General features: G+C 68.0%; 21 protein-coding genes and 2 tRNA genes. 16 read left to right on the top strand and 7 right to left on the bottom strand.

From position 1 onward, the window contains the following. Positions 1-18: 18 nt before the first annotated feature. A complete protein-coding gene (locus tag B4K74_RS02755; protein WP_286691659.1) occupies positions 19-2,877 on the bottom strand; it encodes a hypothetical protein in 2,859 nt (952 codons plus the stop codon). A 134-nt stretch (positions 2,878-3,011) separates the two neighbouring features. Here B4K74_RS02755 and B4K74_RS02750 point away from each other — a divergent pair, with 134 nt between their 5' ends. After that, the gene (locus B4K74_RS02750; RefSeq protein ID WP_338133586.1) at positions 3,012-3,452 is read left to right on the top strand and encodes a DUF983 domain-containing protein; all 441 of its coding nucleotides are present in this window, start codon (positions 3,012-3,014) and stop codon (positions 3,450-3,452) included. 27 nt (positions 3,453-3,479) lie between these two features. Here the strand turns inward: B4K74_RS02750 and B4K74_RS02745 are convergent. Next, a tRNA-Cys gene (locus B4K74_RS02745) sits at positions 3,480-3,553 on the bottom strand. A gap of 108 nt (positions 3,554-3,661) precedes the next feature. Between B4K74_RS02745 and B4K74_RS02740 the strand changes: the two genes are divergently transcribed. The 5 genes from B4K74_RS02740 to B4K74_RS02720 all read left to right on the top strand — a co-directional run bounded on the left by B4K74_RS02740 (position 3,662) and on the right by B4K74_RS02720 (position 10,286). Beyond that, positions 3,662-4,291: a protein-L-isoaspartate O-methyltransferase family protein gene (locus B4K74_RS02740; protein ID WP_286691658.1), complete on the top strand. Its 630-nt coding sequence runs from the start codon at positions 3,662-3,664 to the stop codon at positions 4,289-4,291. A 135-nt stretch (positions 4,292-4,426) separates the two neighbouring features. After that, positions 4,427-5,905 carry a TolC family outer membrane protein gene (locus tag B4K74_RS02735; RefSeq protein WP_286691657.1) on the top strand — a complete coding sequence of 493 codons (1,479 nt, stop codon included), beginning with the start codon at positions 4,427-4,429 and terminating at the stop codon, positions 5,903-5,905. A 141-nt stretch (positions 5,906-6,046) separates the two neighbouring features. Then, complete coding sequence (locus tag B4K74_RS02730; protein WP_286691656.1) at positions 6,047-6,676, top strand: DUF2497 domain-containing protein; 630 nt, start codon at positions 6,047-6,049, stop codon at positions 6,674-6,676. A 149-nt stretch (positions 6,677-6,825) separates the two neighbouring features. After that, entirely contained in the window at positions 6,826-9,552 is a 2,727-nt protein-coding gene (locus tag B4K74_RS02725; RefSeq protein WP_286691655.1) for a valine--tRNA ligase, read from the top strand. After that, a complete protein-coding gene (locus tag B4K74_RS02720) occupies positions 9,549-10,286 on the top strand; it encodes a TlyA family RNA methyltransferase (protein WP_286691654.1) in 738 nt (245 codons plus the stop codon). Before B4K74_RS02725 ends, B4K74_RS02720 begins: the two co-directional genes overlap by 4 nt. A 70-nt stretch (positions 10,287-10,356) precedes the next feature. Here B4K74_RS02720 and B4K74_RS02715 read toward each other — a convergent pair whose 3' ends face one another. After that, the gene (locus B4K74_RS02715; RefSeq protein ID WP_286691653.1) at positions 10,357-11,013 is read right to left on the bottom strand and encodes a hypothetical protein; all 657 of its coding nucleotides are present in this window, start codon (positions 11,011-11,013) and stop codon (positions 10,357-10,359) included. Between the two features lie 157 nt (positions 11,014-11,170). Here B4K74_RS02715 and B4K74_RS02710 point away from each other — a divergent pair, with 157 nt between their 5' ends. After that, a complete protein-coding gene (locus B4K74_RS02710) occupies positions 11,171-12,406 on the top strand; it encodes a class I SAM-dependent RNA methyltransferase (RefSeq protein ID WP_286691652.1) in 1,236 nt (411 codons plus the stop codon). A gap of 3 nt (positions 12,407-12,409) precedes the next feature. Here the strand turns inward: B4K74_RS02710 and B4K74_RS02705 are convergent, their stop codons facing one another. Next, entirely contained in the window at positions 12,410-13,498 is a 1,089-nt protein-coding gene (locus B4K74_RS02705) for a PA0069 family radical SAM protein (protein ID WP_286691651.1), read from the bottom strand. Between the two features lie 40 nt (positions 13,499-13,538). After that, positions 13,539-13,615: transfer RNA gene (locus B4K74_RS02700), tRNA-Arg, on the bottom strand. 294 nt (positions 13,616-13,909) lie between these two features. On the opposite strand from B4K74_RS02700, the gene B4K74_RS02695 reads away from it, so the two are divergent. The 4 genes from B4K74_RS02695 (at position 13,910) to B4K74_RS02680 (ending at position 17,988) form a co-directional block, all read left to right on the top strand. After that, positions 13,910-16,411 (top strand): helicase-related protein, encoded by a 2,502-nt coding sequence (locus B4K74_RS02695; protein WP_286691650.1) that lies wholly within the window; start codon positions 13,910-13,912, stop codon positions 16,409-16,411. Continuing rightward, a complete protein-coding gene (locus tag B4K74_RS02690) occupies positions 16,408-16,716 on the top strand; it encodes a S4 domain-containing protein (RefSeq protein ID WP_286691649.1) in 309 nt (102 codons plus the stop codon). Before B4K74_RS02695 ends, B4K74_RS02690 begins: the two co-directional genes overlap by 4 nt. A 69-nt stretch (positions 16,717-16,785) precedes the next feature. After that, positions 16,786-17,127 (top strand): ferredoxin FdxA, encoded by a 342-nt coding sequence (gene fdxA, locus B4K74_RS02685; RefSeq protein WP_123287902.1) that lies wholly within the window; start codon positions 16,786-16,788, stop codon positions 17,125-17,127. A gap of 321 nt (positions 17,128-17,448) precedes the next feature. After that, on the top strand, positions 17,449-17,988 hold the full coding sequence (locus B4K74_RS02680) for a CarD family transcriptional regulator (RefSeq protein ID WP_123287901.1): 540 nt from the start codon (positions 17,449-17,451) through the stop codon (positions 17,986-17,988). Positions 17,989-18,055: 67 nt separating this feature from the next. Here B4K74_RS02680 and B4K74_RS02675 read toward each other — a convergent pair whose 3' ends face one another. Further along, positions 18,056-18,433 carry a c-type cytochrome gene (locus B4K74_RS02675; RefSeq protein WP_286691648.1) on the bottom strand — a complete coding sequence of 126 codons (378 nt, stop codon included), beginning with the start codon at positions 18,431-18,433 and terminating at the stop codon, positions 18,056-18,058. A 156-nt stretch (positions 18,434-18,589) separates the two neighbouring features. On the opposite strand from B4K74_RS02675, the gene B4K74_RS02670 reads away from it, so the two are divergent. After that, complete coding sequence (locus tag B4K74_RS02670) at positions 18,590-18,961, top strand: hypothetical protein (protein ID WP_123287899.1); 372 nt, start codon at positions 18,590-18,592, stop codon at positions 18,959-18,961. Here B4K74_RS02670 and B4K74_RS02665 read toward each other — a convergent pair whose 3' ends face one another. Beyond that, on the bottom strand, positions 18,962-19,438 hold the full coding sequence (locus tag B4K74_RS02665) for a DUF3617 domain-containing protein (protein WP_286691647.1): 477 nt from the start codon (positions 19,436-19,438) through the stop codon (positions 18,962-18,964). Positions 19,439-19,691: 253 nt separating this feature from the next. On the opposite strand from B4K74_RS02665, the gene rpmB reads away from it, so the two are divergent. From rpmB to B4K74_RS02645, 4 genes are all read left to right on the top strand, one after another. Continuing rightward, entirely contained in the window at positions 19,692-19,988 is a 297-nt protein-coding gene (gene rpmB, locus B4K74_RS02660; RefSeq protein WP_123287897.1) for a 50S ribosomal protein L28, read from the top strand. A gap of 245 nt (positions 19,989-20,233) precedes the next feature. After that, positions 20,234-20,680, top strand: a complete 447-nt coding sequence (locus B4K74_RS02655; RefSeq protein ID WP_286691646.1) for a Panacea domain-containing protein — start codon at positions 20,234-20,236, stop codon at positions 20,678-20,680. Further along, positions 20,673-20,993, top strand: a complete 321-nt coding sequence (locus B4K74_RS02650) for a hypothetical protein (protein WP_286691645.1) — start codon at positions 20,673-20,675, stop codon at positions 20,991-20,993. The genes B4K74_RS02655 and B4K74_RS02650 overlap by 8 nt, the downstream gene beginning before the upstream one ends. A 360-nt stretch (positions 20,994-21,353) precedes the next feature. Beyond that, positions 21,354-23,093 carry a M1 family metallopeptidase gene (locus tag B4K74_RS02645; protein ID WP_286691644.1) on the top strand — a complete coding sequence of 580 codons (1,740 nt, stop codon included), beginning with the start codon at positions 21,354-21,356 and terminating at the stop codon, positions 23,091-23,093. The last annotated feature ends 28 nt before the right edge of the window (positions 23,094-23,121 follow it).

Below are 23,121 nucleotides of genomic sequence, written 5' to 3'. Positions count from 1 at the left end.
GTCTGACGTTCAGACCTGTTAGCCGGCGGCGGCGGGGGCAACCTCGCCGCCGTCTTCGTTTCTGAACCGCCCCTTCACGCTTTCGACCCAGCCGGTGAAGGTGTCGGCGCGGGCTGCCATGGCGGCGAACTCGCGGACGCTGGTGGCATCCTCCAGCCCGTTCAGCCCGGCGAGAGCGATGCGCAGGGCATTGGGCGCCCGCGCCTTTTCGATGAAGGGCGTCCAGTTGCGCGACAGCCGAAGCAGCGCCGTATCGTCCTCGGCCAGGGAATAACCGACAGCGGCGCGCAGCAGGCGGTTCTCCTCATCGCGCGTCAGCGGGGTCGCGGTGTCCTCGTGGCGGTCGCCCAGACCCTGTTCGTAGAGGGCGGCGGCCTCACCCCATTTTTCCTGCTTCCAGAAGACCTCGGCCCGGGCGGCGCGCGCTTCGGGGCTGGTGTCGCCGCCCAGCACCTCGAGCGCATGGTCAAAGCGGCCAAGGCCCAGCAGGGCCCGGGCCTCAAGCACACGGCGCTCTGACGCCAGCGCTGTGGGCAGCAGAGTGGTCCGCGTCGCCCACAGAGCCTGAAGCGCAGCCTCGGGCTGACGGTCCATGAGGTAGACCACGGCCAGGTCGGCGGCCACCTGGGCCTGGGCCACGCCCTCCAGCCGGTTCTCGACCTGGTGCTTCAGCAGTTCGGCGGCCTGATCCAGCAGGTCGACATCGATCAGGCGACGCGCCAGACGCCGCACCATCTCGTCGCCGTCGGCGCCGATGGGGGTCAGCTCACGGAAATCATAGAACAGGCCCAGCGCCTGTATGGGCGGCATGCCGTCGGCGCCACCCTCGAGGAACAGCGCCCGGAAGACGCGGGCCAGATCGGCCTGCAGCGCCTCGGCGCCGGGCAGACGTGACAGGCGGGTGCCCGCACTGCGCAGCGCCGTCAGCGCCTCGCGGTACATGCCCTGGGACATGTAGAGCTCGCCGAGGGTGCGGATCACCTCCAGCTCGGTGATGTCGCCGCGCCAGCGCCAGCGCAGTCCTTCCAGCACCCGCGCCGCCTCGATCGGGGTGACCGCGCCGCGCGCCAGATCGATCTTCACCGCTGCGAGGCGGGCGGGTACGGCGACCTGATCCAGCGGAGCCCGACCCACGGCCTGATAGACCGCCCGCGCCCGGTCGGTCTGGCCTTCCAGCTCGAACAGCCGGGCCTGCACCAGACGCACGGCCAGTTGCTCACCCGCGCTGATGTCCTGGCTGAGACAGTAGGAGATCAGGGCCTTGGCCGCCTCGGTGTCGCCGGTCTTCAGCGCCGCTTCGGCATGGGCCGCGCCGAACCGCGCGCGCCAGACGGGCGGAAAGTCGTCGATGACCATGGAGGCACGGGCAAAGGACTCCCGCGCCGCCGTCCAGTCACCCCGTTGGGTAGCCAGATAGCCCTGCCAGGCCTGGGCCGAGGGATCGCCTGACAGCGCCGCACCCGCCAGATCGACTGCCGCCTCGTCATAGCGCCCAATGGCCACGCGAGCGGCCGCGCGCAGGCCGCGCACTTCAGCCTCGCCCAGCATGCCGGGGGCGGCGGCCACGATGGAGTTCAGAACGCCGATGGCCTCATAGTGCAGGCCCGATCCCACCAGGAACCGCGCCAGCGCCAGACGCGCCTCGACCGGGGCGCGCGGATTGTCTCCGGCCACCTGGGCCTCGTCCGTGGCGGCTTCCTGCAGGCGTCGGTGGGTGGCGACAAAGCCCTTGTCGCCGGTCGCCGCCCATTCGCTGAGGATCAGGGCGGGATGGGTGGCCTTCTGCGGCGTGTCCTCGGCGAGGTCGGCAGCGTCCAGCGCGGCCGAGGGCGGCGACAGGGTCAGCCCGCCGGGTCGGCTGACCAGCACGCGGTCGCCCGCCGGCTGGATGGTCAGGTCATCGGTTGCGGTCTCGATGCCCAGCCCCTGCGCCGACGGCAGCAGGGTCAGGTCCACGGTCTGGCGACGTCCGGCAAAGCCCTTGCCCGGGGCCAGCGCCGTCACGGCGGCAAAGCGGTCGCCGACCAGCGGATCGGTCAGCCAGACGGCCTTGGTCGCCCCGGCCATGGTGACGACCAGCGAGGCGCGGCCCTCTTCGTCGCGGCCGACGCGGACGCCGCCGGGGGGCACGGCCCGACCACCGAGGGTCACGGTCCAGACATTGCCCTGTCCAGAAGCGGCCACCTGGAGATTGCGCGGGGCGTCGATGCGCAGCGAGGTGTAATCAGGCCCGCGCGCCCAGCGCGCCTCGCCCGCCGGGCCCAGATCGTCGGCACCCTGCATGTCCAGCGTCGCCGCCTGGTCAAAGACGATCCAGACGGCCTCGCCCCGGCGGAAGACGGCGGCGCCGACCGGACGGTCCCAGTTGAAGGTCAGGGTCACCGAATCCGCAGACGGCGCGGCGCGCACGGCCACAGTCGCCGCCGAGGCCGCAGCCGCGGACGGCGGCGGGGCCTCGCCCGGGCGATAGAGATTGATCCAGACGGCACCGTCGGCCTGGCCCCGGGTGACCGAGGCGCCCTCAGCCAGGGTCAGAACCAGTTCGGTGCCATTGCGCACCGCCCGGGTTTCGATCGCCTCAAGTCCAGGTGGGGGATCAACCTTGAGCCGCGAGACATCGGGGGCCGCGGTTGTGCCCACCCGCACCACGACGGTGCGGCCGTCGACCGAGACGCGCGAGCGTGCCCCGACGACGCCAGCGAACTCGATTCGGGTATAGGTGTCCGTGGTCCCGATGCGGATGGCCAGCGGCTCGGTCACGGCCGAGGCCGGGGCTTCCTGCGCCAGGGTCAGCAGGGGCGCGAACGCGACCGACCCGGCCGCGGCAAGCGCCACGGTCGACCTCAGGACGCCCTTCGTGGCCTTGGTTCGGGACATGATGCCGGACCATCGCAACAAGGCGTTGCTTCACGGTTAACGCTTCCTGACCCGTCCTTCGTGCGACACTGCGCCGGACTTGTTCGCGCGGGCACCGTGGCCCAGATGCAGTCCAGTCGATGAAGGGACATCTGATGACACCGCCGGAACCCGGCCCCGATCCCGTCGAGGCGCCGAAACCCAATCTGCTGATGGTCTCGCTGAAATGCCGCTGCCCGCGCTGCGGTGAGGGGCCGCTGCTGGAGGGCTATCTGACGGTGCGCGACGCCTGCCCGGCCTGCGGCCTCGACTACAGCTTCGCCGATCCGGCCGATGGCCCCGCCTTTTTCGTCATGTCGATCGTCGGCGTGATCGGCATGGCCGCCATGATGGCGCTGGAGCTGGGCCTGCACCCGCCGATCTGGGTGCATCTGGTGGTCACCCTGCCGCTGATCCTGATCCTGTGTCTGGGCAGTCTTCGGCCGTTCAAGGCCTGGCTGGTCGCCGAGCAATATGCCCGCAGCGCCGCCCCGCCCGAGTTTTCCAGCATCGGCAAGCATGGCGAGGGCTCGCGCTGGCGAGAACGCCGCCGCTGAGGAGGTCTGGCGGTCGGGGAACCGCGATGGAGGCCTGACCCGGAATCGAACCGGGGTGCACGGATTTGCAGTCCGCTGCGTAACCACTCCGCCATCAGGCCATTGATCGCGAGCCGCGTTCGCTATCAGATCGGATTGTCCCCCGCAACGCACACACCTATAAGCGGGCCAGCTTTTTCACTCTCCTCTCCCCAGGGAACGATCGACGCATGGACTTCCAGACGGCACGCAAGGTGATGGTGGACAGCCAGGTCCGCGTGAATGATGTCACGGATCGCGCCCTGCAGGCGGCCCTGCTGGCGGTGCCGCGCGAAACCCTGTGCGCCACGGACCGCGCCTTTTCCGCCTATGCCGAGGTCGAGGTGCCGGTCACGGCCCGGCGCAGCCTGATGCTGCCGCGCGACCTGTCGAAACTGTTGATGGCGGCCGCCCCCAAGCCGGGTGAGCGGGCGCTGGTCATGTCGGGCGCCTATGCCGCCGCCGTGCTGGCGCAGATGGGTCTGGAGGTCACCTTGCAGGAGTCGGACGCCGAGGCGCTGGCCATCTCCGCCCCGACCCTGAGCGCCGCGGGCGTCACCGTGGTTGAGGCGCCGCTGGACCGGCCGCAGTCGGGTGGCTGGGACCTGATCGTGTCCGAGGTCGCCGTGCCCGTCCGCCCGGATGCCTGGCTGGACGCCCTGAAGGTCGGCGGTCGCGCCGTGCTGGTCGAGCGCAACGGCCCGGTCGGCAAGGCCAGCCTGCACATGCGCACCCCCGAGGGCTGGTCGCGCCGGCAGCTGTTCGATGCAACGCCTCCGGTTCTGGACGAACTGCGCCCCGAGCCCGCCTTCAGCCTCTAGAGTCCAGCGCGGCGACGGAATGAACCGGGTGCCGCGTGAAAAAAACTTAACTGGCGTCGGGCACAACGATCTCGCACTACGCTCGTCACCGAGAATGACACGACGCGGGCCGGCCGCGTCAGGCAGGATATGAAGATGTTCAATCGCACCCGTGCGCTGATTTCGCTTGCGGCCCTCGCCCTGGGGTCCGGACTGGCCATGCCGGCGCTGGCCCAGGACACCCTGCCCGACGCCATCCGCATGGCCTACCGGACCAATCCGACCCTGCTGGGCCAACGCGCCAATCAGCGGGCACTGGACGAATCGATCGTTCAGGCGCGCTCGGGCCTGCGCCCGTCGATCGATGTCAGCGCCAGCGCCAACTACACGCAGGTCGAAACGCCGGCGGGTACGACTGAAACAGAAAGCGGCGGCGCGAGCATCGGCCTGTCGCAAACCCTGTATTCCGGCGGTCGCATATCGCTGGGCATCACCGCCACCGAGGCCAACATCCTGGCGGGACGCGAGGACCTGCGCTCGGTCGAGCAACAGGTGCTGGCCACCGTCATCCAGGTCTATGCCGATGTGCTGCGCGACGAGGAGATCGTCCGCATCCGTCAGGAGAACCTGACCGTCCTGCAGCGCCAGTTGGATGAGGCCTCGGCCCGCTTCGAGGTCGGCGAGATCACCCGCACCGATGTGGCCCAGGCCGAGGCCCGCCTGGCCCAGTCCGAGGCCGATCTGGCCAATTCCCAGGCCCAGCTGTCGGTCAGCCGCGCCTCCTATGCCGCCATCGTCGGCCAGACTCCGGGCCGTCTGGCCCCGCTGCCGCCCCTGCCTGGCGTACCGGACGACTTTGACGTCGCCCTCGACATCGGCCTGGTCGAGAACCCCAACATCCGGGCCGCCGAATATGCCCTGGCCGCGGCCGAGGCCAATGTCGCCCTGGCGCGCGCCGAATATCTGCCGTCCGTGCGGGTCAGCGCCTCCTACGGCGGCTCGACCAATGAACTGTCCAGCTTTGACCTGGCCGATCGCACCACCTTCCAGGCCGGCGCCACCCTGTCGGTGCCGCTGTTCACCGGCGGCCTGAACCAGTCGCGCGTGTCCCAGGCCCTGGAGCGCGCCAATGCCGCCCAGATCAGTATCGAGGGCCAGCGCCGCAGTGTGCTGCAGTCGATCAGTTCGTCCTATGCCCAGCTGATCTCGGCCCGCTCGAGCCTGCGGGCCGGCGAGGAAGCTGTCCGCGCCGCGACGGTCGCCGCCGAGGGCGTCCGTCAGGAAGCCCAGGTCGGCCTGCGCACCACCCTCGATGTTCTGAACGGCGAGCTGGAACTGCGCTCGGCCCAGGTTGCGCTCGTGACCGCCCGCCGCAATGAATATGTCGCCATGGCCCAGCTGCTGCTGGCCATGGGCCGTCTGGACGTCACCGTGCTGGTCCCCGCCGAGGACGTCTATGACCCGGCGGTCAACTATGAGCGCGTGCGCAACCGGGGCGGCCTGCCGTGGGACGGCGTGATCGAGGCCATCGACCGCATCGCCGCCCCGCAGATCGTGCCTGCGAATGATGCCGAGGACGCGCCGATCGACACCCAGCTCAAGGGCGACACCATCCAGACCGCGCCGCGCAACTGATCCTCGATTAACCAACGAGGCGAAAAAGGTCCGTTGATTCCGGGCCCCGTTGATGCGACGACAGGACACACGGGGGCCGCATCGGTCCGTTCCGATGCCGTCTGCGCGTAAGCGTAGCGACCATGCCAGGGGTTATGAGACATGACTGATCCGACCGCCCAGGAACCGACGATGGAGGAGATCCTGGCGTCGATCCGCCGGATCATCTCGGAAGACGATGCCCCGGCCGAGACGGCCCCGGCCGCCGCCGCCCCGGAACCTGAACCGGAACCCCAGCCCGAGCCGGAACCGGCGCGCGAGCCTGAACCGGCCGAGGATGTGCTGGAACTGACCGAACGCTATGAGGCCCCCGCCGAGGAACCGGCCGAGGAACAGCCCGCCCCCGCCCAGGAGACCCTCGGCGACCTCGATATCGGCTCGGCCGACCCCTTCCCCGTCGACGAGGCCGCCCCGGAGCCCGAACCGGAGCCGGAGCCCGCCCCTCGCGCCGCGCCGTCGTCCGAGGAGTCGCTGGTCAGCGACGCGACCGCTGCCTCGGCCGCCGGCGCCTTTGCCGGCCTCGCCGCCGCCCTGCGCCCGGCACCCGCCGCCTCGTCCAGCGCCCCTGCCGGCAACAGCGCCACCATCGATGAACTGGTCCGCAGCATGCTCAGTCCCATGCTGCGCGAAATGCTGAAGGAGTGGCTCGACGCCAACCTTCAGGGCATCGTCGAGGCCGAGGTACGCAAGGAAGTCGACCGCGTATCGCGGCTGAACGGTGCGCCCCGCTAGCCTCTGACCCTGACTTCGTCCTAAAGACTGAGGGGGCGGCTCCAGCGGGGCCGCCCCCTTTTCGTTATCGCCAAATATTGAGAACCTTTCGCCCTCAAACAGCGAGGCTCCGCGAGCCGAGCGATAGGGCAAAAAAGAAACGCCCGATCATGCTTGAGAAGAATTTCGAACCGCAAAGCGCCGAGCCCCGCCTGTACCAGGCGTGGGAGGACAGCGGCCTGTTTGCCCCCCGCGACGCCGCCGCGACCGACGGCGCCGCCGGGGCCTATTCGATCGTCATTCCGCCGCCGAACGTGACGGGCTCGCTCCACATCGGCCACGCGCTGAACAATACGCTGCAGGACATCCTGGCCCGCTATCACCGGATGACCGGCAAGGCCGTGCTGTGGCTGCCGGGCACGGACCATGCGGGGATCGCCACCCAGATGGTGGTCGAGCGCCAGCTGGCGGCCGCCGGCAATGTCGGGCGGCGCGACATGGGCCGCGAGGCCTTCATCGACAAGGTCTGGGAGTGGAAGGCCGAGTCGGGTGGCACCATTGTGCGCCAGCTGCGCCGGTTGGGCGCCTCCTGCGACTGGTCGCGCGAGCGGTTTACGCTGGACGAAGGGCTGAACGCTGCCGTCCGCAAGGTGTTCGTGCAGTTGCACAAGGACGGCCTGATCTATCGCGACAAGCGGCTGGTGAACTGGGACCCGCATTTCCAGACGGCGATCTCGGACCTCGAGGTCGAGCAGAAGGAAGTCGACGGCGCCTACTGGCATTTCGCCTATCCGCTGGCCGACGGCGTCACCTATGAGCACCCGGTCACCTTCGACGAGGACGGCAAGGCGACGGAGTGGGAGACGCGCGATTACATCGTCGTCGCCACCACCCGGCCCGAGACCATGCTGGGCGATACCGGCGTGGCCGTGCACCCGGACGATGCACGCTATGCCGGTCTGGTGGGCAAGGCCGTGATCCTGCCGATCACCGGCCGCCGCGTGCCGATCGTCGCCGATGACTATGCCGATCCGACCAAGGGCTCGGGCGCCGTCAAGATCACCCCGGCGCACGACTTCAACGACTTCCAGGTCGGCAAGCGGGCGGGCCTCGCCACGCTCAACGTCATGGACTCTCTGGCCCGGATCACCGCCGCCGACTGCCCCGATGTGCCCGCCGAGTACGAAGGCATGGACCGCTTTGCGGCGCGCAAGGCCATCGTCGTCCGCGCCGAGGAAGAGGGCTGGCTGAAGGCCATCGAGAAGACGAAGCATATGGTGCCGCACGGCGACCGCTCGGGCGTCGTCATCGAACCGTGGCTGACGGACCAATGGTACGTTGACGCCAAGACCCTGGCCCAGCCGGCGATCAAGGCGGTCGAAGACGGGCGGACGACCTTCGAGCCCGCCAGCTATTCCAAGATCTATTTCGAGTGGCTGAGGAACATTGAGCCCTGGTGTATCTCGCGTCAGCTGTGGTGGGGGCACCGCATCCCGGCCTGGTATGACGCCGACGGCAAGATCTATGTCGCCGAGACCGAGGATGAGGCTCTGGCCCAGGCGGGTGGCAAGCTCCTGACCCAGGACGAGGACGTCCTCGACACCTGGTTCTCCTCCGCCCTGTGGCCCTTCTCGACCATGGGCTGGCCGGAGAAGACGGAAGACCTTGCGCGCTTCTATCCGACCTCGGACCTCGTCACCGCCGCCGACATCATCTTCTTCTGGGTCGCCCGGATGATGATGATGGGCCTGCACTTCATGGACGAGGTGCCCTTCCACCGCGTCATCATCAATGGCCTCGTCCGCGACGAGAAGGGCCAGAAGATGAGCAAGTCCAAGGGCAATGTCATCGACCCGCTGGAGATCATCGACGATCTGGGCGCCGATCCGCTGCGCTTCACCATGGCCATCCTGTCGGGCACGCGCGACATCAAGCTGAGCCGCCAGCGGATCGAGGGCTATCGCAACTTCGGCACCAAGCTGTGGAATGCCGCGCGCTTTTCTCAGATGAACGGCTGCGCCCGGGTGGAGGGTTTTGACCCGGCGGCCGCCGAGGCCACCATCAACCGCTGGATCCGCGGCGAACTGGTCAAGGCTGAACGTGAGGTGTCGGACGCCATCGAGGGCGGCCGGTTCGACGATGCGGCGGGCAGCCTCTATCGCTTTGTCTGGAACATCTTCTGCGACTGGTATCTGGAACTGGCCAAGCCGGTGTTCCAGGGCTCGGACGCGGCGGCCGGGGCCGAGACCCGCGCCATGACTGCCTGGGTGCTGGACCAGACCATCAAGCTGATGCACCCGGTCATGCCCTTCATCACCGAGGAGCTCTGGGCCCAGACCGCCGACAATGGCGCGGCGCGCACCGAGCCCCTGCTCATCGGCGCCGCCTGGCCCGAACTGGCCGACAGCCTGATCGATACGGAGGCGGCAGCCGAGGTCAGCTGGCTGATCGAGACGGTCGAGGCCGTGCGTTCGCTGAAGGGCGAGATGAGTGTGGCCACGGCCCGCCCGCCGCTGAGCTTCGTCGGCCCGGACGCGGCGACCACCGCCCGCATAGACCGCTATCGCGAGATCCTGATGACGCTGGCCCGGGTGTCCGAGGTGTCGGTCGCCGAGGCCGCGCCCGAGGGGGCGGTGACCTTCGTCGCGGGCGGTGCCACGGCGGCCCTGACGCTGGCCGGTCTGGTCGATATCGCCGCCGAGCGCGCCCGCCTGAACAAGGAGATCGCGGCCTTTGACAGCGACATCGGCCACTTCGGCAAGAAGCTGAACAACCCGAACTTCGTCTCCCGAGCCGCGCCCGAGGTGGTGCAGGAGCAACGCGACAAGCTGGCCGAGGCCGAAGCCGGCAAGGCGCGGCTGCAGGAGGCTCTGGAGCGACTGAGCCGGCTGGGGTGAGCGTTCGCCTCGACCAGCTGCTGATCTCACGCGGCCTGTTCGACAGCCGGGCGCAGGCGCGCGCGGCGATTGAGGCGGGCGGCGTGACGGTGGCCGGGCAGGTGGTCCGGAAGCCTGCGGCCAAGGTCCCCGAGGATGCCTCGATTGAAGCCGAGGCCGCCCATCCGTTTGTGGGGCGGGGGGCGCTGAAGCTGGATCACGCCCTGACGCTGTGGCCCATCGTGGTCGAGGGGCGGAGCGTGCTGGACGTCGGCGCCTCGACCGGCGGCTTTACCGAGGTCTGCCTGATCCGGGGGGCAGCCCGGGTTCATGCCGTCGATGTCGGCCACGGCCAGCTGCACGACCGGATCGCGGCCGACCCCCGCGTCGTGGTGCTGGAGCGCACGGATGCGCGGGACCTGACGGCGGAACAGATCGATCCGGCGCCGGGGCTGATCGTCTGTGACGCCAGCTTCATCAGCCTGTTGAAGGTGCTGCCCGTGCCGCTGTCGCTGGCGGCGCCGGGTGCGGACCTCGTGGCGCTGGTCAAACCCCAGTTCGAGGCGGACGGGCCCAGGGACGTCGGGCGGGGCGGGGTGGTGCGCGACCCCGAGGCGCGTCAGGCGGCGCTGGCGCGGGTGTCCGCCGGGCTGGAGGCGCTGGGCTGGACCGTTCAGGCCTCAGCCGAAAGCCCCGTCACCGGCGGCGACGGCAATGTCGAATATCTGCTGTGGGCCAGAGGCCCCCAAAATTGAGGAGACGCCGCCGGTGGATTGCTCCTCCGGCGGCGTCCCTCCACGTCGTCGACAGACAGGGGGGCTGAAATTAGTCGACGACGCGATACTGACCCCGGGCGTCGCGGCAGGCGCGGACGTAGCGCTGCTCCAGACGGCCATCGGGAAGACGGATGGTGCTTTCACTCAGGCGGCAGTCCTGACCCCGGGCGCGATCGTCATAGCGACGGTCGTCGTAACCCCGGTCGTCGTATCCGCGATCGTCGTAGCGGCGATCATCGTAGCGGCGATCAGGGTAGCCCTGATTGTAGCCGTAGGGCTGGCGGCGCTGGGGCTGCTGGTACCCATAGCTGCGGTTGTCGTAGCCGCGATCGTCATAGCCATAGCCCTGATTGGCATAGCCGCGCTGGTCATAGCCGGACTGGCACTGGCCGGAGCCTCCGCCCACTCCGGCACCGATCACGGCCCCCAGTACGCCACCGATGACGCTGCCTTCGGTGCGCCTGCCCCGGGCGCTGACCTGGGATCCGGCCACGGCGCCCAGGACGGCACCAAAGGTGGCACCGGCGGCCTGACGCTGTTGCCGGTCCGACTGGCACCAGGACTGCTGCGGATAGGACTGGCCGTATCCCTGGCCATAACCGTATGGCTGGCCATAGCTCTGGGCGGCGGTCGGGCTGGCGGCCATCAGGCCCGCGGCAGCGATCGCCGAGGCCATGATACCGGCACGGGTCAGGGTCTTGCGCATCGCGAGCTCCTCAATTCCTTGGGGGCGTCGTGCCCCCTGTGATGACCGGTATAGGGGGCTGCGACTGAACGGCATTTGAGCGGGCCGTTCATCTTCGTTCAGGTTTCGGGCGGGGACGCCGGTTTGCTCTGGGCCGCGAAAGCTGCTTGGAGGCGCCATGCGTGAACGGCTGACGATTTCCCATGTGGGCGCCCAGGGCGACGGGGTGGCCCCCGGTCCGGTGTTCGCCCCCCTGACCCTGGCGGGCGAGGTGATCGAGGCCGAGGTCCGCGACGGCCGCGCCGAGGGGCTGACGCTGGTCGCGCCCTCGCCCGAGCGGCAGGTGCCGCCCTGCCCCCATTTCGGCACCTGCGGCGGCTGTGCCCTGCAGCACTGGCAGACCGAACCCTATCTGGCCTGGAAGGGCGAGCAGGTGCGGCTGGCGCTGGGCCGGCAATCGCTGGAGACCGACATCCGGCCGACCGTCGGCATTCCGCCCGCGACCCGGCGGCGGCTGGCCCTGCATGCCCGGCGCGCCGCCGACGGCACCGTCTCCCTCGGCTTCAAGGGGCGGCGCTCGTGGGCGCTGGTGCCCATCCAGACCTGCGTGATCGCCGACCCGCGACTGGTCGAGGCCCTCCCCCGACTGATCCCGGTGGCCGCCGCCTTCCTCGACCACCCCAGGTCCGCCCCGACCCTGCACGTGACCCTGACCGAGACCGGTCTGGACGTCGATGTCACCGGGGTCGAGCGGCGCTCGGGCGGCCTGCCCGCCGACCGCCGCCAGCAGGCCATCCGCGCCGCCGAGGCCGCCGATCTGGCGCGGCTGAGCCTGGCGGGCGAGGTGCTGGCCATGCGTCGCGCGCCGCGGGTCCGCTTCGGCCCCGCCGAGGTCACCCTGCCCCCCCGCGGCTTCCTGCAGGCCGTGCCTGAGGCCGAGGCCGCCATGGTCGCCCGGGTGCTGGAGGGCGTGAAGGGCGCCCGTCGGATCGCCGACCTGTTCTGTGGCGCGGGCACCTTTACCTTCCCTCTGGCCTCGGTCGCCCCGGTGCTGGCCGCCGACGCCGCCGAGGGCGGGATCGCCGCGCTGAAGGCCGGGCGCGCGGGGCTGAAGGGCCTGTCGCCGATCGAGGCGGTGGCCCGCGACCTGTTCCGCCGCCCGCTGACGCCCCACGATCTGAAGGGCATCGACACGGTGGTGTTCGACCCGCCGCGCGCCGGGGCCCAGGCCCAGGTCGAGCAGATCGCGGTCTCGGGCGCCTCGACCGTGGTCGGGGTGTCGTGCAACCCCGTGACCTTTGCCCGCGACGCCCGGCTGCTGGTCGAGGCCGGATTTGTGCTGGAAGCCGTCACCCCCATCGATCAGTTCCTGTGGTCCGCCCACGTCGAACTGGTCGGGACCTTCCGGCGGTAAGCCTCACGTCCCGTCGAACAGGTCCATCTGGGGGCGGAACTCAGGCGGGACCTTGAAACGGGTGATGTCCAGCAGGGGCTGGGGCGCATCGAGGCCATAGCGTTTTGCGGCGGCGCGATAGCGGGTGGCGATCAGTTGGGCGACGGGGCCGGTGCCCTTCATCCGCTGGGACCAGTCGGCGTCATAATCCTTGCCCCCGCGCGTCTGGCGGATCAGCGACATGACGCGGCGGGCGCGGTCGGGGCGGGCGTCCTCGAGCCATTCGCGGAACAGGTCCTTGATCTCGAGCGGCAGGCGCAGGGTGACATACATGGCGCGGGTCGCCCCCGCCTGGGCCGCCGCCTTCAACACATCCTCAAGCTCGTGGTCGTTGAGGCCCGGGATGACCGGGGCGAAGCCGACGCCCACGGGCACGCCGGCGTCGGCCAGGCGCTTGATCGCCTCCAGCCGTCGTTCGGGGGTCGAGGCGCGCGGCTCCATCGTGCGGGCCAGCGACCGGTCGAGCGTGGTGATCGAGACGAACACCTGGGCCAGGTTCTCCCGCCCCATGGGCCCGAGGATGTCGAGGTCGCGGGTCACGCGGAACGACTTGGTGATAAGGCTGAACGGCTGGTTGAAGCGCTGCATGACCTGCAGAAGGCTGCGGGTCGTCTGCCGCTCGTCCTCGACCGGCTGGTAAGGGTCGGTGTTGCCGCCGACATGGATGCGTTTGCAGACGTATTTCGGGTGGGACAGCTCCCGTTCCAGCAGACGGGCGGCGTCGGGCTTGACGAAGATCCGGCTCTCGAAATCCAGCCCCGGGGACAGGCCCATCCAGGCATGGGACGGCCGGGCGTAGCAGTAGATACAGCCGTGCTCGCAGCCCTTGTAGGGGTTGATCGAGCGGTCAAAGCCCACATCCGGGCTGGTGTTCTTCGAGATGATGGTTTTGGGCCGCTCGATCAGCTGTTCGGTGCGCAGGGGGGCGACCTCGGCATCGTCAGAAGTCCAGCCGTCGTCCATGGCCTCGGCCACGTGTGGCTCATAGCGACCGGTGGCATTGGAGCGCGCGCCCCTGCCCTTGGGCGCCTTGCGGACTGTTGTCTCGGCCATGGCCGGGAGTATGGGGCGCGTATGGGAACAAATCAAGAACTGGCGACCCCGGCAGGACTCCAACCTGCGACCTCGGCTTTAGGAAAGCCTTGCTCTATGCAGCTGAGCTACGGGGCCGTCGGGCGAGGACCTAGCGGGTCGCGGGAAACAGGGGAAGCGTCCGGGTGGTATCTGCCTCGAAAAACCTGCGGATCGGCCCGCCGGCCCGGTCGACGGTTGTGGTTAATCGGCATTAAGATACAATATGTTGCGGTGAACAAACCCCGAATCGACGGGTGTCAGTGATTCGGTCCTGATTCGTTTCGCGCTTGTTCCACGGACGCGCGCTGGCCTGTTAATCCGGCCGGCACGGCGGGCGGGACGATTTAGCCGGTTGAGTCCGGCCGCGACCCGCCCCACCTTGAGCCTGTCATGAATGATCGCCCCACAGGTCAGTCGGCAGCGCAGGTTGTGGCGGTGCTGGGGCCCACCAATACCGGCAAGACCCATCTGGCGGTCGAGCGGATGCTGGGCCATGCCTCGGGGATGATCGGCCTGCCGCTGCGGCTTCTGGCGCGGGAGGTCTATGAGCGGGTGGTGCGCCAGCGAGGCGCGGCTTCGGTCGCCCTGATCACCGGCGAAGAGAAGATCGTCCCCGAGCGGCCGCGCTATTTCGTCTGTACGGTCGAGGCCATGCCGATGGACCGGGCGGTCGACTTTGTGGCGGTCGATGAGATCCAGCTGGTTGCCGATCCCGAGCGGGGGCATCTGTTCACCCACCGGCTGCTGCATGCCCGGGGCCGGTTCGAGACCATGTTCCTGGGCGCCGGGACCATGGCGCCGCTGATCCGGCGGCTGGTGCCCGAGGCCGAGATCCGGCACCGGGAGCGGCTGTCGCAGCTGAGCTATGCCGGGCCGGCCAAGCTGACCCGCCTGCCCCGGCGGTCGGCGGTCGTCGCGTTTTCGGCCGAGCAGGTTTACGCCATCGCCGAACTGTTGCGGCGTCAGAGGGGCGGGGCCGCGGTGGTCATGGGCGCGCTGAGCCCCCGCACCCGCAATGCCCAGGTGGCTTTGTTCCAGACGGGGGAGGTGGATTTCCTCGTGGCGACCGATGCCATCGGCATGGGACTGAACATGGATGTCGACCATGTGGCCTTTGCCGGGCTGAAGAAGTTCGACGGGCGGCGGACGCGGCACCTGCATGCGCATGAGATCGGCCAGATCGCAGGGCGGGCGGGACGGCACCTGCGCGACGGCACCTTTGGCGTGACGGCCCAGGCGACCGACCTTGATCCCGACCTGGTCGAACAGGTGGTCGAGCACCGGTTCGATCCGGTGCGGGCGGCGGAATGGCGGAATGGCCGGCTGGATTTTGACAGCCTGCCGGCCCTGATCCGCTCGCTGGAGACCCGGCCGGACTGGCCCGGGCTGGTGCTGTCGGCGCCGGCGCTGGATGAGGTGCTGCTGAGGCGGGCCGCGCGCGAGGACGATGTGCAGCGCATCGCCCGGTCGCGCGGCAGTCTGATGCGGCTGTGGGACTGCTGCCAGATGCCGGACTTTCCCAAGACCACGCCGGAGGAGCATTTCCAACTGGTCATGCATCTGTTCGAGGCGCTGACCGGGCCGGGCGGTCGGGTGACCGAGGACTGGTTCGCGGGCCGTTTTGCCGGACTGGACAATGATGAGGGGCAGATCGACCGCATCTCGGCGCGGCTGGCGGGGGTGCGGACGCTCAGCTACATCGCCAACCGGCCCGGCTGGCTGGAGGCGGCGGGCCACTGGCGCGAGCGGACGCGGGCGCTGGAAGACCGGCTGTCGGATGTGTTGCACGAGCGGCTGACGGCGCGTTTTGTCGACCGGCGCACGACAGTGCTGATGCAGGCGCTGAAGGACTATGGCGAGGCCGACACGCAAGTCTCTGACGACGGCGAGGTCTCGGTCGAGGGGCAGGCCGTCGGGCGGCTGACCGGTATCAGCTTCAAGGCCGAGGCGGGGGCCAGCGCGCTGGAGACGCGGGCGCTGGGCCGGGCCGCGCGACAGGCCGTGGCGCCGGAGATCGAACGACGGCTGGGGCGACTGGCGGCCGAACCGGATGAGGCCTTTGGCGTGACGCCCGAAGGCGCGGTGCTGTGGCGCGGCGTTTGGGCAGGGCAGATAGACCCCGGTGGGGACTGGTTCGCGCCGCGAGTCCGGCTGCTGGGGGAGTTGGGTTCAGCAGCGGCACGTGAAAGGGCGCAGCGTCGGCTTGAGGCCTGGCTGGCGGGCGAGACAGGCCGGGCGCTGAAACCCCTGAAGCGACTGAAGACGGCGATCGAGAGCGGCGCCCTGAAGGGACTGCCGCGCGGGCTGGCCTTCCGTCTGCTTGAGGCGGGGGGCGTCATCGACAGGGCCGACGTAGAGCGCGATCTGGCCGCGCTCAGCCAGGCTGAACGCCGCACACTGCGGACATTCGGCGTGCGCATGGGGGCCCATTCCGTCTGGCTGCCGGCCCTGTTGAAGCCCCGCCCCCGCGAGGTCGCGCAGGCGTTCACCGGCGGATGGGCGTTCCGGGGGCGGAGCGAGGGCGTGACGTTATTGCCGTCTCCCGCCCCGCCGCCGCGGAGGTTGTCGGCCTTCGGTCTGCGCGCGGTGGGTCGATACGTCGCCCCGGTCGAACTGCTGGAGGCGATGGCCGAACGGCGGGCGGCCGGAAAGGGCACGCTGTCCGCAGACGATCTGCGGGACCTTGGCATGACCATCGGCGAGGCCACGGCCTTGATTGCCGCCCTGAAGACGACCCGCGCGCGGCAACCCGATCGACCGGGACAGACTCCGAAGCCGGTGAAGGACTCCCCGTTCGCGGTCCTGCGGGCTTTGGCTGCGCCGCTGGATCCGGCTGCCCGGACCAAGCGCCGCCGCCCGCGCCGCGCCCGCTCGCCAACGGGAGGCACATGAGCGACAGCGCCGAGATCTGCCGCCTAGATGTGTGGCTGTGGCGGGCGCGGCTGTCGCCGACCCGGACCGAGGCCGCGCGCATTATCGAAAAGGGCCGGGTGCGGCTGACCCGGGCGGGGCAGCAGGCGCGCATGTCCAAGGCGGGCTATCGCGTGCGGCCGGGCGATGTGGTGACCCTGATGCGGGGCGAGCGGCTGGTCGAGGCGCGGATCGTCGCGTTCGGGACGCGGCGCGGGCCCCCGACCGAGGCGGCGGGCCTGTATGTAGACCTGACCCGACCGTCCCCTGAGGGCGCGGATGGTTGACACCGGCGCGATCGGGGGCCATCTGCCCCGTCCGGCCCCCGGCTGATCCTCCGACCCCCGGTTTCGTTCATGACCTACATCGTCACCGACGCCTGCGTCCGCTGCAAATTCATGGATTGCGTCGAGGTGTGCCCGGTCGACTGCTTCTATGAGGGCGAGAATTTTCTGGTGATCGCGCCGGACGAATGCATCGACTGCGGCGTCTGCGAACCCGAGTGCCCGGTCGATGCCATCAAGCCCGATACCGAGGACGAGCCGGACGGCAAATGGCTGAAGGTCAACGCCGACTTTGCCAAGATCTGGCCGAACATCACCGTCAAGGGCGCACCGCCTGCCGACGCTGAAGAGTTCGAGCGAGAGACCGGAAAGTTCGAAAAATACTTCTCGGAAAAGCCGGGCAAGGGCTCCTGACGGCGGTTTTGCGCAACGGATAGGCAGCCGACGGCCCCATTCCGGTCACAATATGCCCCTCCCCCATGGTCATGCTTGGGGATATTTTGAATTTTCCGCTTTTTGTGATAGATTGATCTCATTCGGTCGGATGGCCCGCGACGCGCTCGCACCATCCGGAGTGACGATAGAACCCCGACATAAACCGGGGCGGCCAGAGGTTTGGTGATCCGTTTCCGCATCTGAGATCGACAGTCTGCCGGCGCCGCTTTGCCGGACGGGACAGGTCGTCTTCGATGCCGAGGTGAATTGCGATCGTCTGCGTCCGTGAAAGGAAATGACATGACGAGCAAGAGTGGTCTTGAATTCAAGGTTGGCGACGCGGTCGTCTATCCGGCTCACGGTGTCGGCAAGGTCGCCGCTGTCGAGACCCAGGAAGTCGCGGGCATGACCCTGGAAGTCTATGTCGTAACCTTTGACCACGAGAAAATGACCCTGCGCGTCCCGACCAACAAGGCCAAGACCGCCGGTCTGCGCTCGCTGGCCGCCGAGGATGTCGTCAGCCGCGCCCTGGTGACGCTGAAGGGCCGCGCCCGCATCAAGCGCACCATGTGGTCGCGTCGCGCCCAGGAATATGAGGCCAAGATCAACTCGGGCGACCTGATCTCGATCGCCGAAGTGGTACGCGACCTGCACCGCGCCGACACCCAGCCGGAACAGTCCTATTCGGAGCGCCAGCTGTACGAATCGGCCCTGGATCGCATGGCTCGCGAAGTCGCCGCCGCCAACCGCATCGACAAGGACGCGGCCGTCGAACTGCTGGCCAAGTCGCTGAGCGCCAAGAAGGCCCCGCCGGCCCCGGCCGCCGCCGAAGCGGCCTGAGTTCAGGCAACAGGCTGAGAAGAATGAAGGCCCCGGAGCGATCCGGGGCCTTTTTTCGTGCGCCCTCTCAGCCGGCCTCGAGCGATTCGAGATACGCGATCAGGTCGCGGATCTCGTCAGGCTGGAGCTCGACCTGGGGCATGGCGGGGTGGGCGGTGGTCAGGCCCTCGGCCAGGGCTTCCTGCAGGAAGCGGACGGGATAGGTGTCGTGCAGGTCACGGAACGGCGGGGCCTCGGCCATGGGGCTGGCGCCGGTGGAGCCTGTGGCATGACAGGCGGCGCAACGGGTCTGGGCAAGGACCTGGCCCCGCATGACGGACTCTGCAGACGCCTCTGCGCGGGCCTCCGGGGCCTCGGATGAAGACGGGGCGTCGGGGAAGGCCGCACAGGCCGCCAGAGCCGCCACCGCAGCAGCAACAAGGGGGAAAAGGATCGGTGCGCGCATGACTGAACTCCCGGTCGGGCCGCTCAAGCCCAGCATGGACCCGATGCGGTGACCTTGATGTGGATCAAGGCCGGTGTCCCGGACGTTGGTCACTATGAGCCCTATTCATCACGACGTCGCCTCCGGTGTGGAAGTGACCAGACGCGGGAGCCCGCCATGACCTCGACCCTGACCCACATCCGTCTTGAACTGGCGCGCGAGCCCGGCTCGCCGGCCGGCAACCCGCAGGACGGCTGGGACATCGTCGCGGTGCTGGATGCAGACGGCCGGCTGGATGCTGCGGGATGCCGGGACCAGTCAGACCGCCTTCACGTCCGCCGGTTCGAGGACAATCAGACCATCGCCACCGGGACCCTGCGTCAGGGCCCCGGCGGCAAATGGCTGCTGGACCTGGCCCCCGAGGACGCGCCCGACGCCACCGGCTTTCGCTTTGGCGAAGAGCGGTTCGTGGCCGGGGAATACGTCAGCCTGATCAATGCCGACGGCGAAACGCATGCCTATGTCGTGGCCAAGGCCGCGCCGCTTTGATCAGAAATATTCGGCGCCGGCCGGGCAGGTGGCGCTGATCCGGCGGGCGGTAATGCTTGCCGGGATATAGGGCGTGCCACGTGCCAACTGGGCGCCGCCGTTGAAGCGGAAGCTTTCGGGCGCGTACGGACCGTTCAGGCGGACGCGCACTGTGCGGTCCTTGTGGTCGCGGCAGATGCCCTCGAAGCGCGCCTGTCCGTTGCCGACCTCACGCACCGGATAGGTGCAGGACCAGCGCCGGGTCGACAGGCCGCTGAAGAAGCGGGTGATCTCGCTGGGACGGACGCATTTGGTCTCGGTATCGCGGATGCCGAGCGCGCTGGTCGTATATTCCCAATAGCCGGGCAGCGGCGTGCCTGCGGCCTGGGGCGAGGTCGCCGACGACGGCACGGTCATCAGCATGCCCAGTGCCAGTGCTCCGCCCGCAATCGGGAGCGCGCGGGCGAGGAAGCGGGTGCGGCCTTGTGTGTTCGTCATGTCAGCCCTCTCTGAAAGCTCGGAGATCGATATATGGCCTGAGTATGTGTCCGCAATTGAACGGCGGCTGAACGATCCGTAATTGTGCCGTTGGGGCAAGCACATTCCCCCGCCGGAATCCCCCGCGCGCGGCCTTGACGCCCGGCCCCCTCCTCCTCTATACGACCGCCTCTCGCGCGGGACAGGGTTTCGCGTGCACCCAATGTTTCGTGCCCGGTGTCTTTTGCACCATGGCGCCAATGAGGATCAGTCCATGTCGCGTCGTTGCGAACTCACCGGGATCGGCCCGATGGTCGGCCATTCGGTCAGCCACTCGAACATCAAGACCAAGCGCCGGTTCCTGCCGTCGCTGAAGACCGTCAAGGTCGCGTCGGAGTCGCTGGGCCAGACCTTCAGCCTGCGTATCTCGAACGCCGCCCTGCGCACCCTGGACTACAAGGGTGGCCTGGACGCCTTCATCGTCAAGGCGCGCGACGAAAAGCTGTCGACCGCCGCCCAGCGCATCAAGCGCCAGGTGAAGGCCAAGCTGGCCGAGCAGCAAGCCTCCTGATCCCTGCGGATCAGCCAGAATTCGGAAAGGCCGGTGGAAACACCGGCCTTTTTTCTTGGCTGGACGCCAACCGAGTTCGTCGCCCCTACCAAGCTGACGCGAGGCCCGATGGTCGCCCGAGAGGACAGTCGACGGAGCTCATATTCCTATTTGGACCCGGCAAACGGCCCGTCCTTCAATTGGCAGGCAATTTGGCTTATATCTACATATTGCGGAACGAATAGAGAACTTAGGGAGGTACGCATATGGCTGACCATGTTAGCACTTTCGCCGCCGCCCGCCGGATATGCGAGCGGAGCGACTGGACTGTCACCAACCTAGAACTCCAGAAGATGCTCTATCTGGCTCAGATGGTGTTCATGGGTAAGCACCGTGAACGCCTCCTCAACGGCACTTTTGAAGCTTGGGATTACGGCCCGGTGCTTCCCACCCTCTACAGTCAGGTCAAGTCCTTCGGAAGCGGCCCGATCAAAGACGTGTTCTTTGGTGTGGGCGAGGTGAAAGACGCAGATCGAGCGCAGATGCTGGACGATGCTTACGACCAGCTGTCCAAGAAAACAGCGGGTCAGCTAGTTTCCATCACGCACTGGAAAAATGGGGCGTGGGCGAAACACTATGTGCCGGGCTCGATGGGGGTGAAGATTCCCGATCCCGACATTTTGAAAGAATATCAGGATCGTATGAATGTCTGAAGAGTCCTTCACCGACCTCCAAGGCGATGATGACAGTGGGAAGGACGAGGCGTTCGCTCATATCCAAGAGGAAGTCGTTCGCCTGAAGGATGCACGACTCGAAGAACGCTTCATCTGGATTGTGGTCTGCACTGTTCTGATCGACGTGCTCTGGTTCAGATCAGTCAGCAATCCCGCCTTGCCCATCGTGGTGATGATCTTGGAGTTGATCATCCTCATGATCTTGGCCAAGCGGATGCAGATCGAGGACGTGCAGGCCCTCATGGAGCGGATCGTTTACGGGATGGGCAATCAAGGCGGGAGCAAAGAATGACCAGCAGGCGCGGCTCACCCATTCAAGATGCGATTTTCTTGATCGCTCTGGTTGCACTTATCGCGTTGGCAATCTCGTCAGCACTCTTTCTGAAGGCGCCGGCCAAGGAAGAGAAGGCAGCGTCAGCTTCGCCTCCTCCTACCGTTGTGGTAGTCGTTGTGAGCGCTGATGGCACCGTTAAAACCACGACGCCCGTAACCGCACCTGCGCCTGTCCCGGCCCCAGCGCCGCCGGCTCCTTCCATTGGGCAGAACTGACCCTTGATCGGCAGCAAACACCCGACCTGACTATAGCCTTTTTCTTTTCCGGTCCGCTGGCTAAGGTCCGGCCTTGCCCCTTGCCGCGCTGCCGGAGACGCCCGTGACCGTATCGTTCCGCCCCCTTCTGGTCTCGATGGCCGCGCTTGGCCTGAGCTTCGGCGCGAGCGCCCCGGTGCTGGCGCAGGAGGCGACCGAACAGCGGACCTCGACCGAATTCACCATGGACACGGGCGGGCCGCGCACGCCGGAACAGCTGGCCATGCGGTTCGATGTGGCGGATCTGGCGATCAAGGTCATGCCGGACGACAAGGCCATCGAGGGCGTCGCCACCCTGACCTTCACGGCGACGGCGCCGCTGGACCGGCTGGTGGTCGAGCTGGACACCCGGTTCGACGTCTCGGAAGTGGCCATCGACGGGCGCGTCCTGTCGCCGAACGACTGGGGCAACCCCGAAGGCCGGATGACCATCAGCCTGCCGCGCCGCCTGCGCGCCGGGCAGTCGGTCGATCTGCGCATCGCCTATGCCGGCAAGCCGCATGTGGCGCGCAATGCGCCCTGGGACGGGGGCTTTGTCTGGTCGACCGCGCCGGGCGGAGAGCCGTGGATCGCCACCGCGATCCAGGGCGACGGCTGTGACCTGTTCTGGCCCTGCATCGACCATCCGATGGCCGAGCCGGGCCGGGTCGACCTGCACATCACCATTCCGTCCGACCTGTCGGCGCCCGCCAATGGCCGCTTCCTCGGTAAGGAGGACCACGGCGACGGCTGGACCACCTGGAACTGGACCGCAGACCAGCCCAACAACTATGCCATCTCGCTGACGGTCGGGCCGTACGTCGAGCTGTCGGGCACCTATGAGAGCCGGTTCGGCAATACGATTCCGATGTATTTCTGGCACCTGAACAGCACCGATCCGGACAAGGCCGCGGCACTGTTTGCCGAATTCCCCGAGCAGCTGGATTTCTTTGAGGCGACGGTCGGCCCGTTCCCGTTCGGCGACGAGAAGATGGGCGTGGTCGAGACCCCGCACCTGGGCATGGAGCACCAGACCATCAACGCCTATGGCAACAACTATCGCAAGGATCACAACGGCTATGACTGGCTGTTGCAGCACGAGCTTGCGCATGAGTGGTTCGGCAACCAGCTGACCAACGTCAACTGGGACGACATGTGGCTGCACGAGGGGCTGGGGACCTATATGCAGCCGCTCTACACGCGCTGGCTGAACGGCGAGCAGTATTATCAGGCAGCCCTTCTGGAACAGCGGCTGGGCCTGGCCAACCGCTTCCCCATCGTCTCGGGCCAGCCGATGACCGAGGAAGAGGTCTATGAGGACGACCGCGGCCCCGGCGGCGACATCTATCGCAAGGGCTCGCTGATCATGCACTCGCTGCGCATGCTGATCGGCGACGAGGCCTTCTTCGAATCGGTCACCCGGCTGGTCTATGGCCGCCCCGACCCCCGCCCGGGCAATTTCGAGCCGCGCTATGCCTCGACGCCGGACTTTCTGGCCATCGTCAATGAGGTCACCGGTCAGGATCTGGGCTGGTTCTTCAACGGCTATCTGTATCAGGCCGCACTGCCCGATCTGGTGTCGTGGCAACAGGGCGACCGGCTGATGCTGGAATGGGTGGTCGGCGACGGCAGCGCCTTCCCCATGCCGGTCGAGGTCTCGGTCGACGGCCAGGTTCAGACCGTGGCCATGACCGGCGGGCGCGGCGAGGTCCGGGGCGTGGGCCCGCACAGCCATGTGCTGATCGACCCGCAGAACAAGGTCCTGCGCCGGCTGGACAATATCGATGAGTTCACGGCCTGGAGGGCGACCCAGCGGCGGCGCTAGGTCGCGCTAGGTTCTGAACTCATAAAGC

Origin of the sequence: Brevundimonas sp. UBA2503 (assembly GCF_002341485.1) — a bacterium.
Taxonomy (GTDB): Bacteria; Pseudomonadota; Alphaproteobacteria; order Caulobacterales; family Caulobacteraceae; genus Brevundimonas; species Brevundimonas halotolerans.
This window is presented reverse-complemented; position numbering and strand designations above follow the sequence as displayed.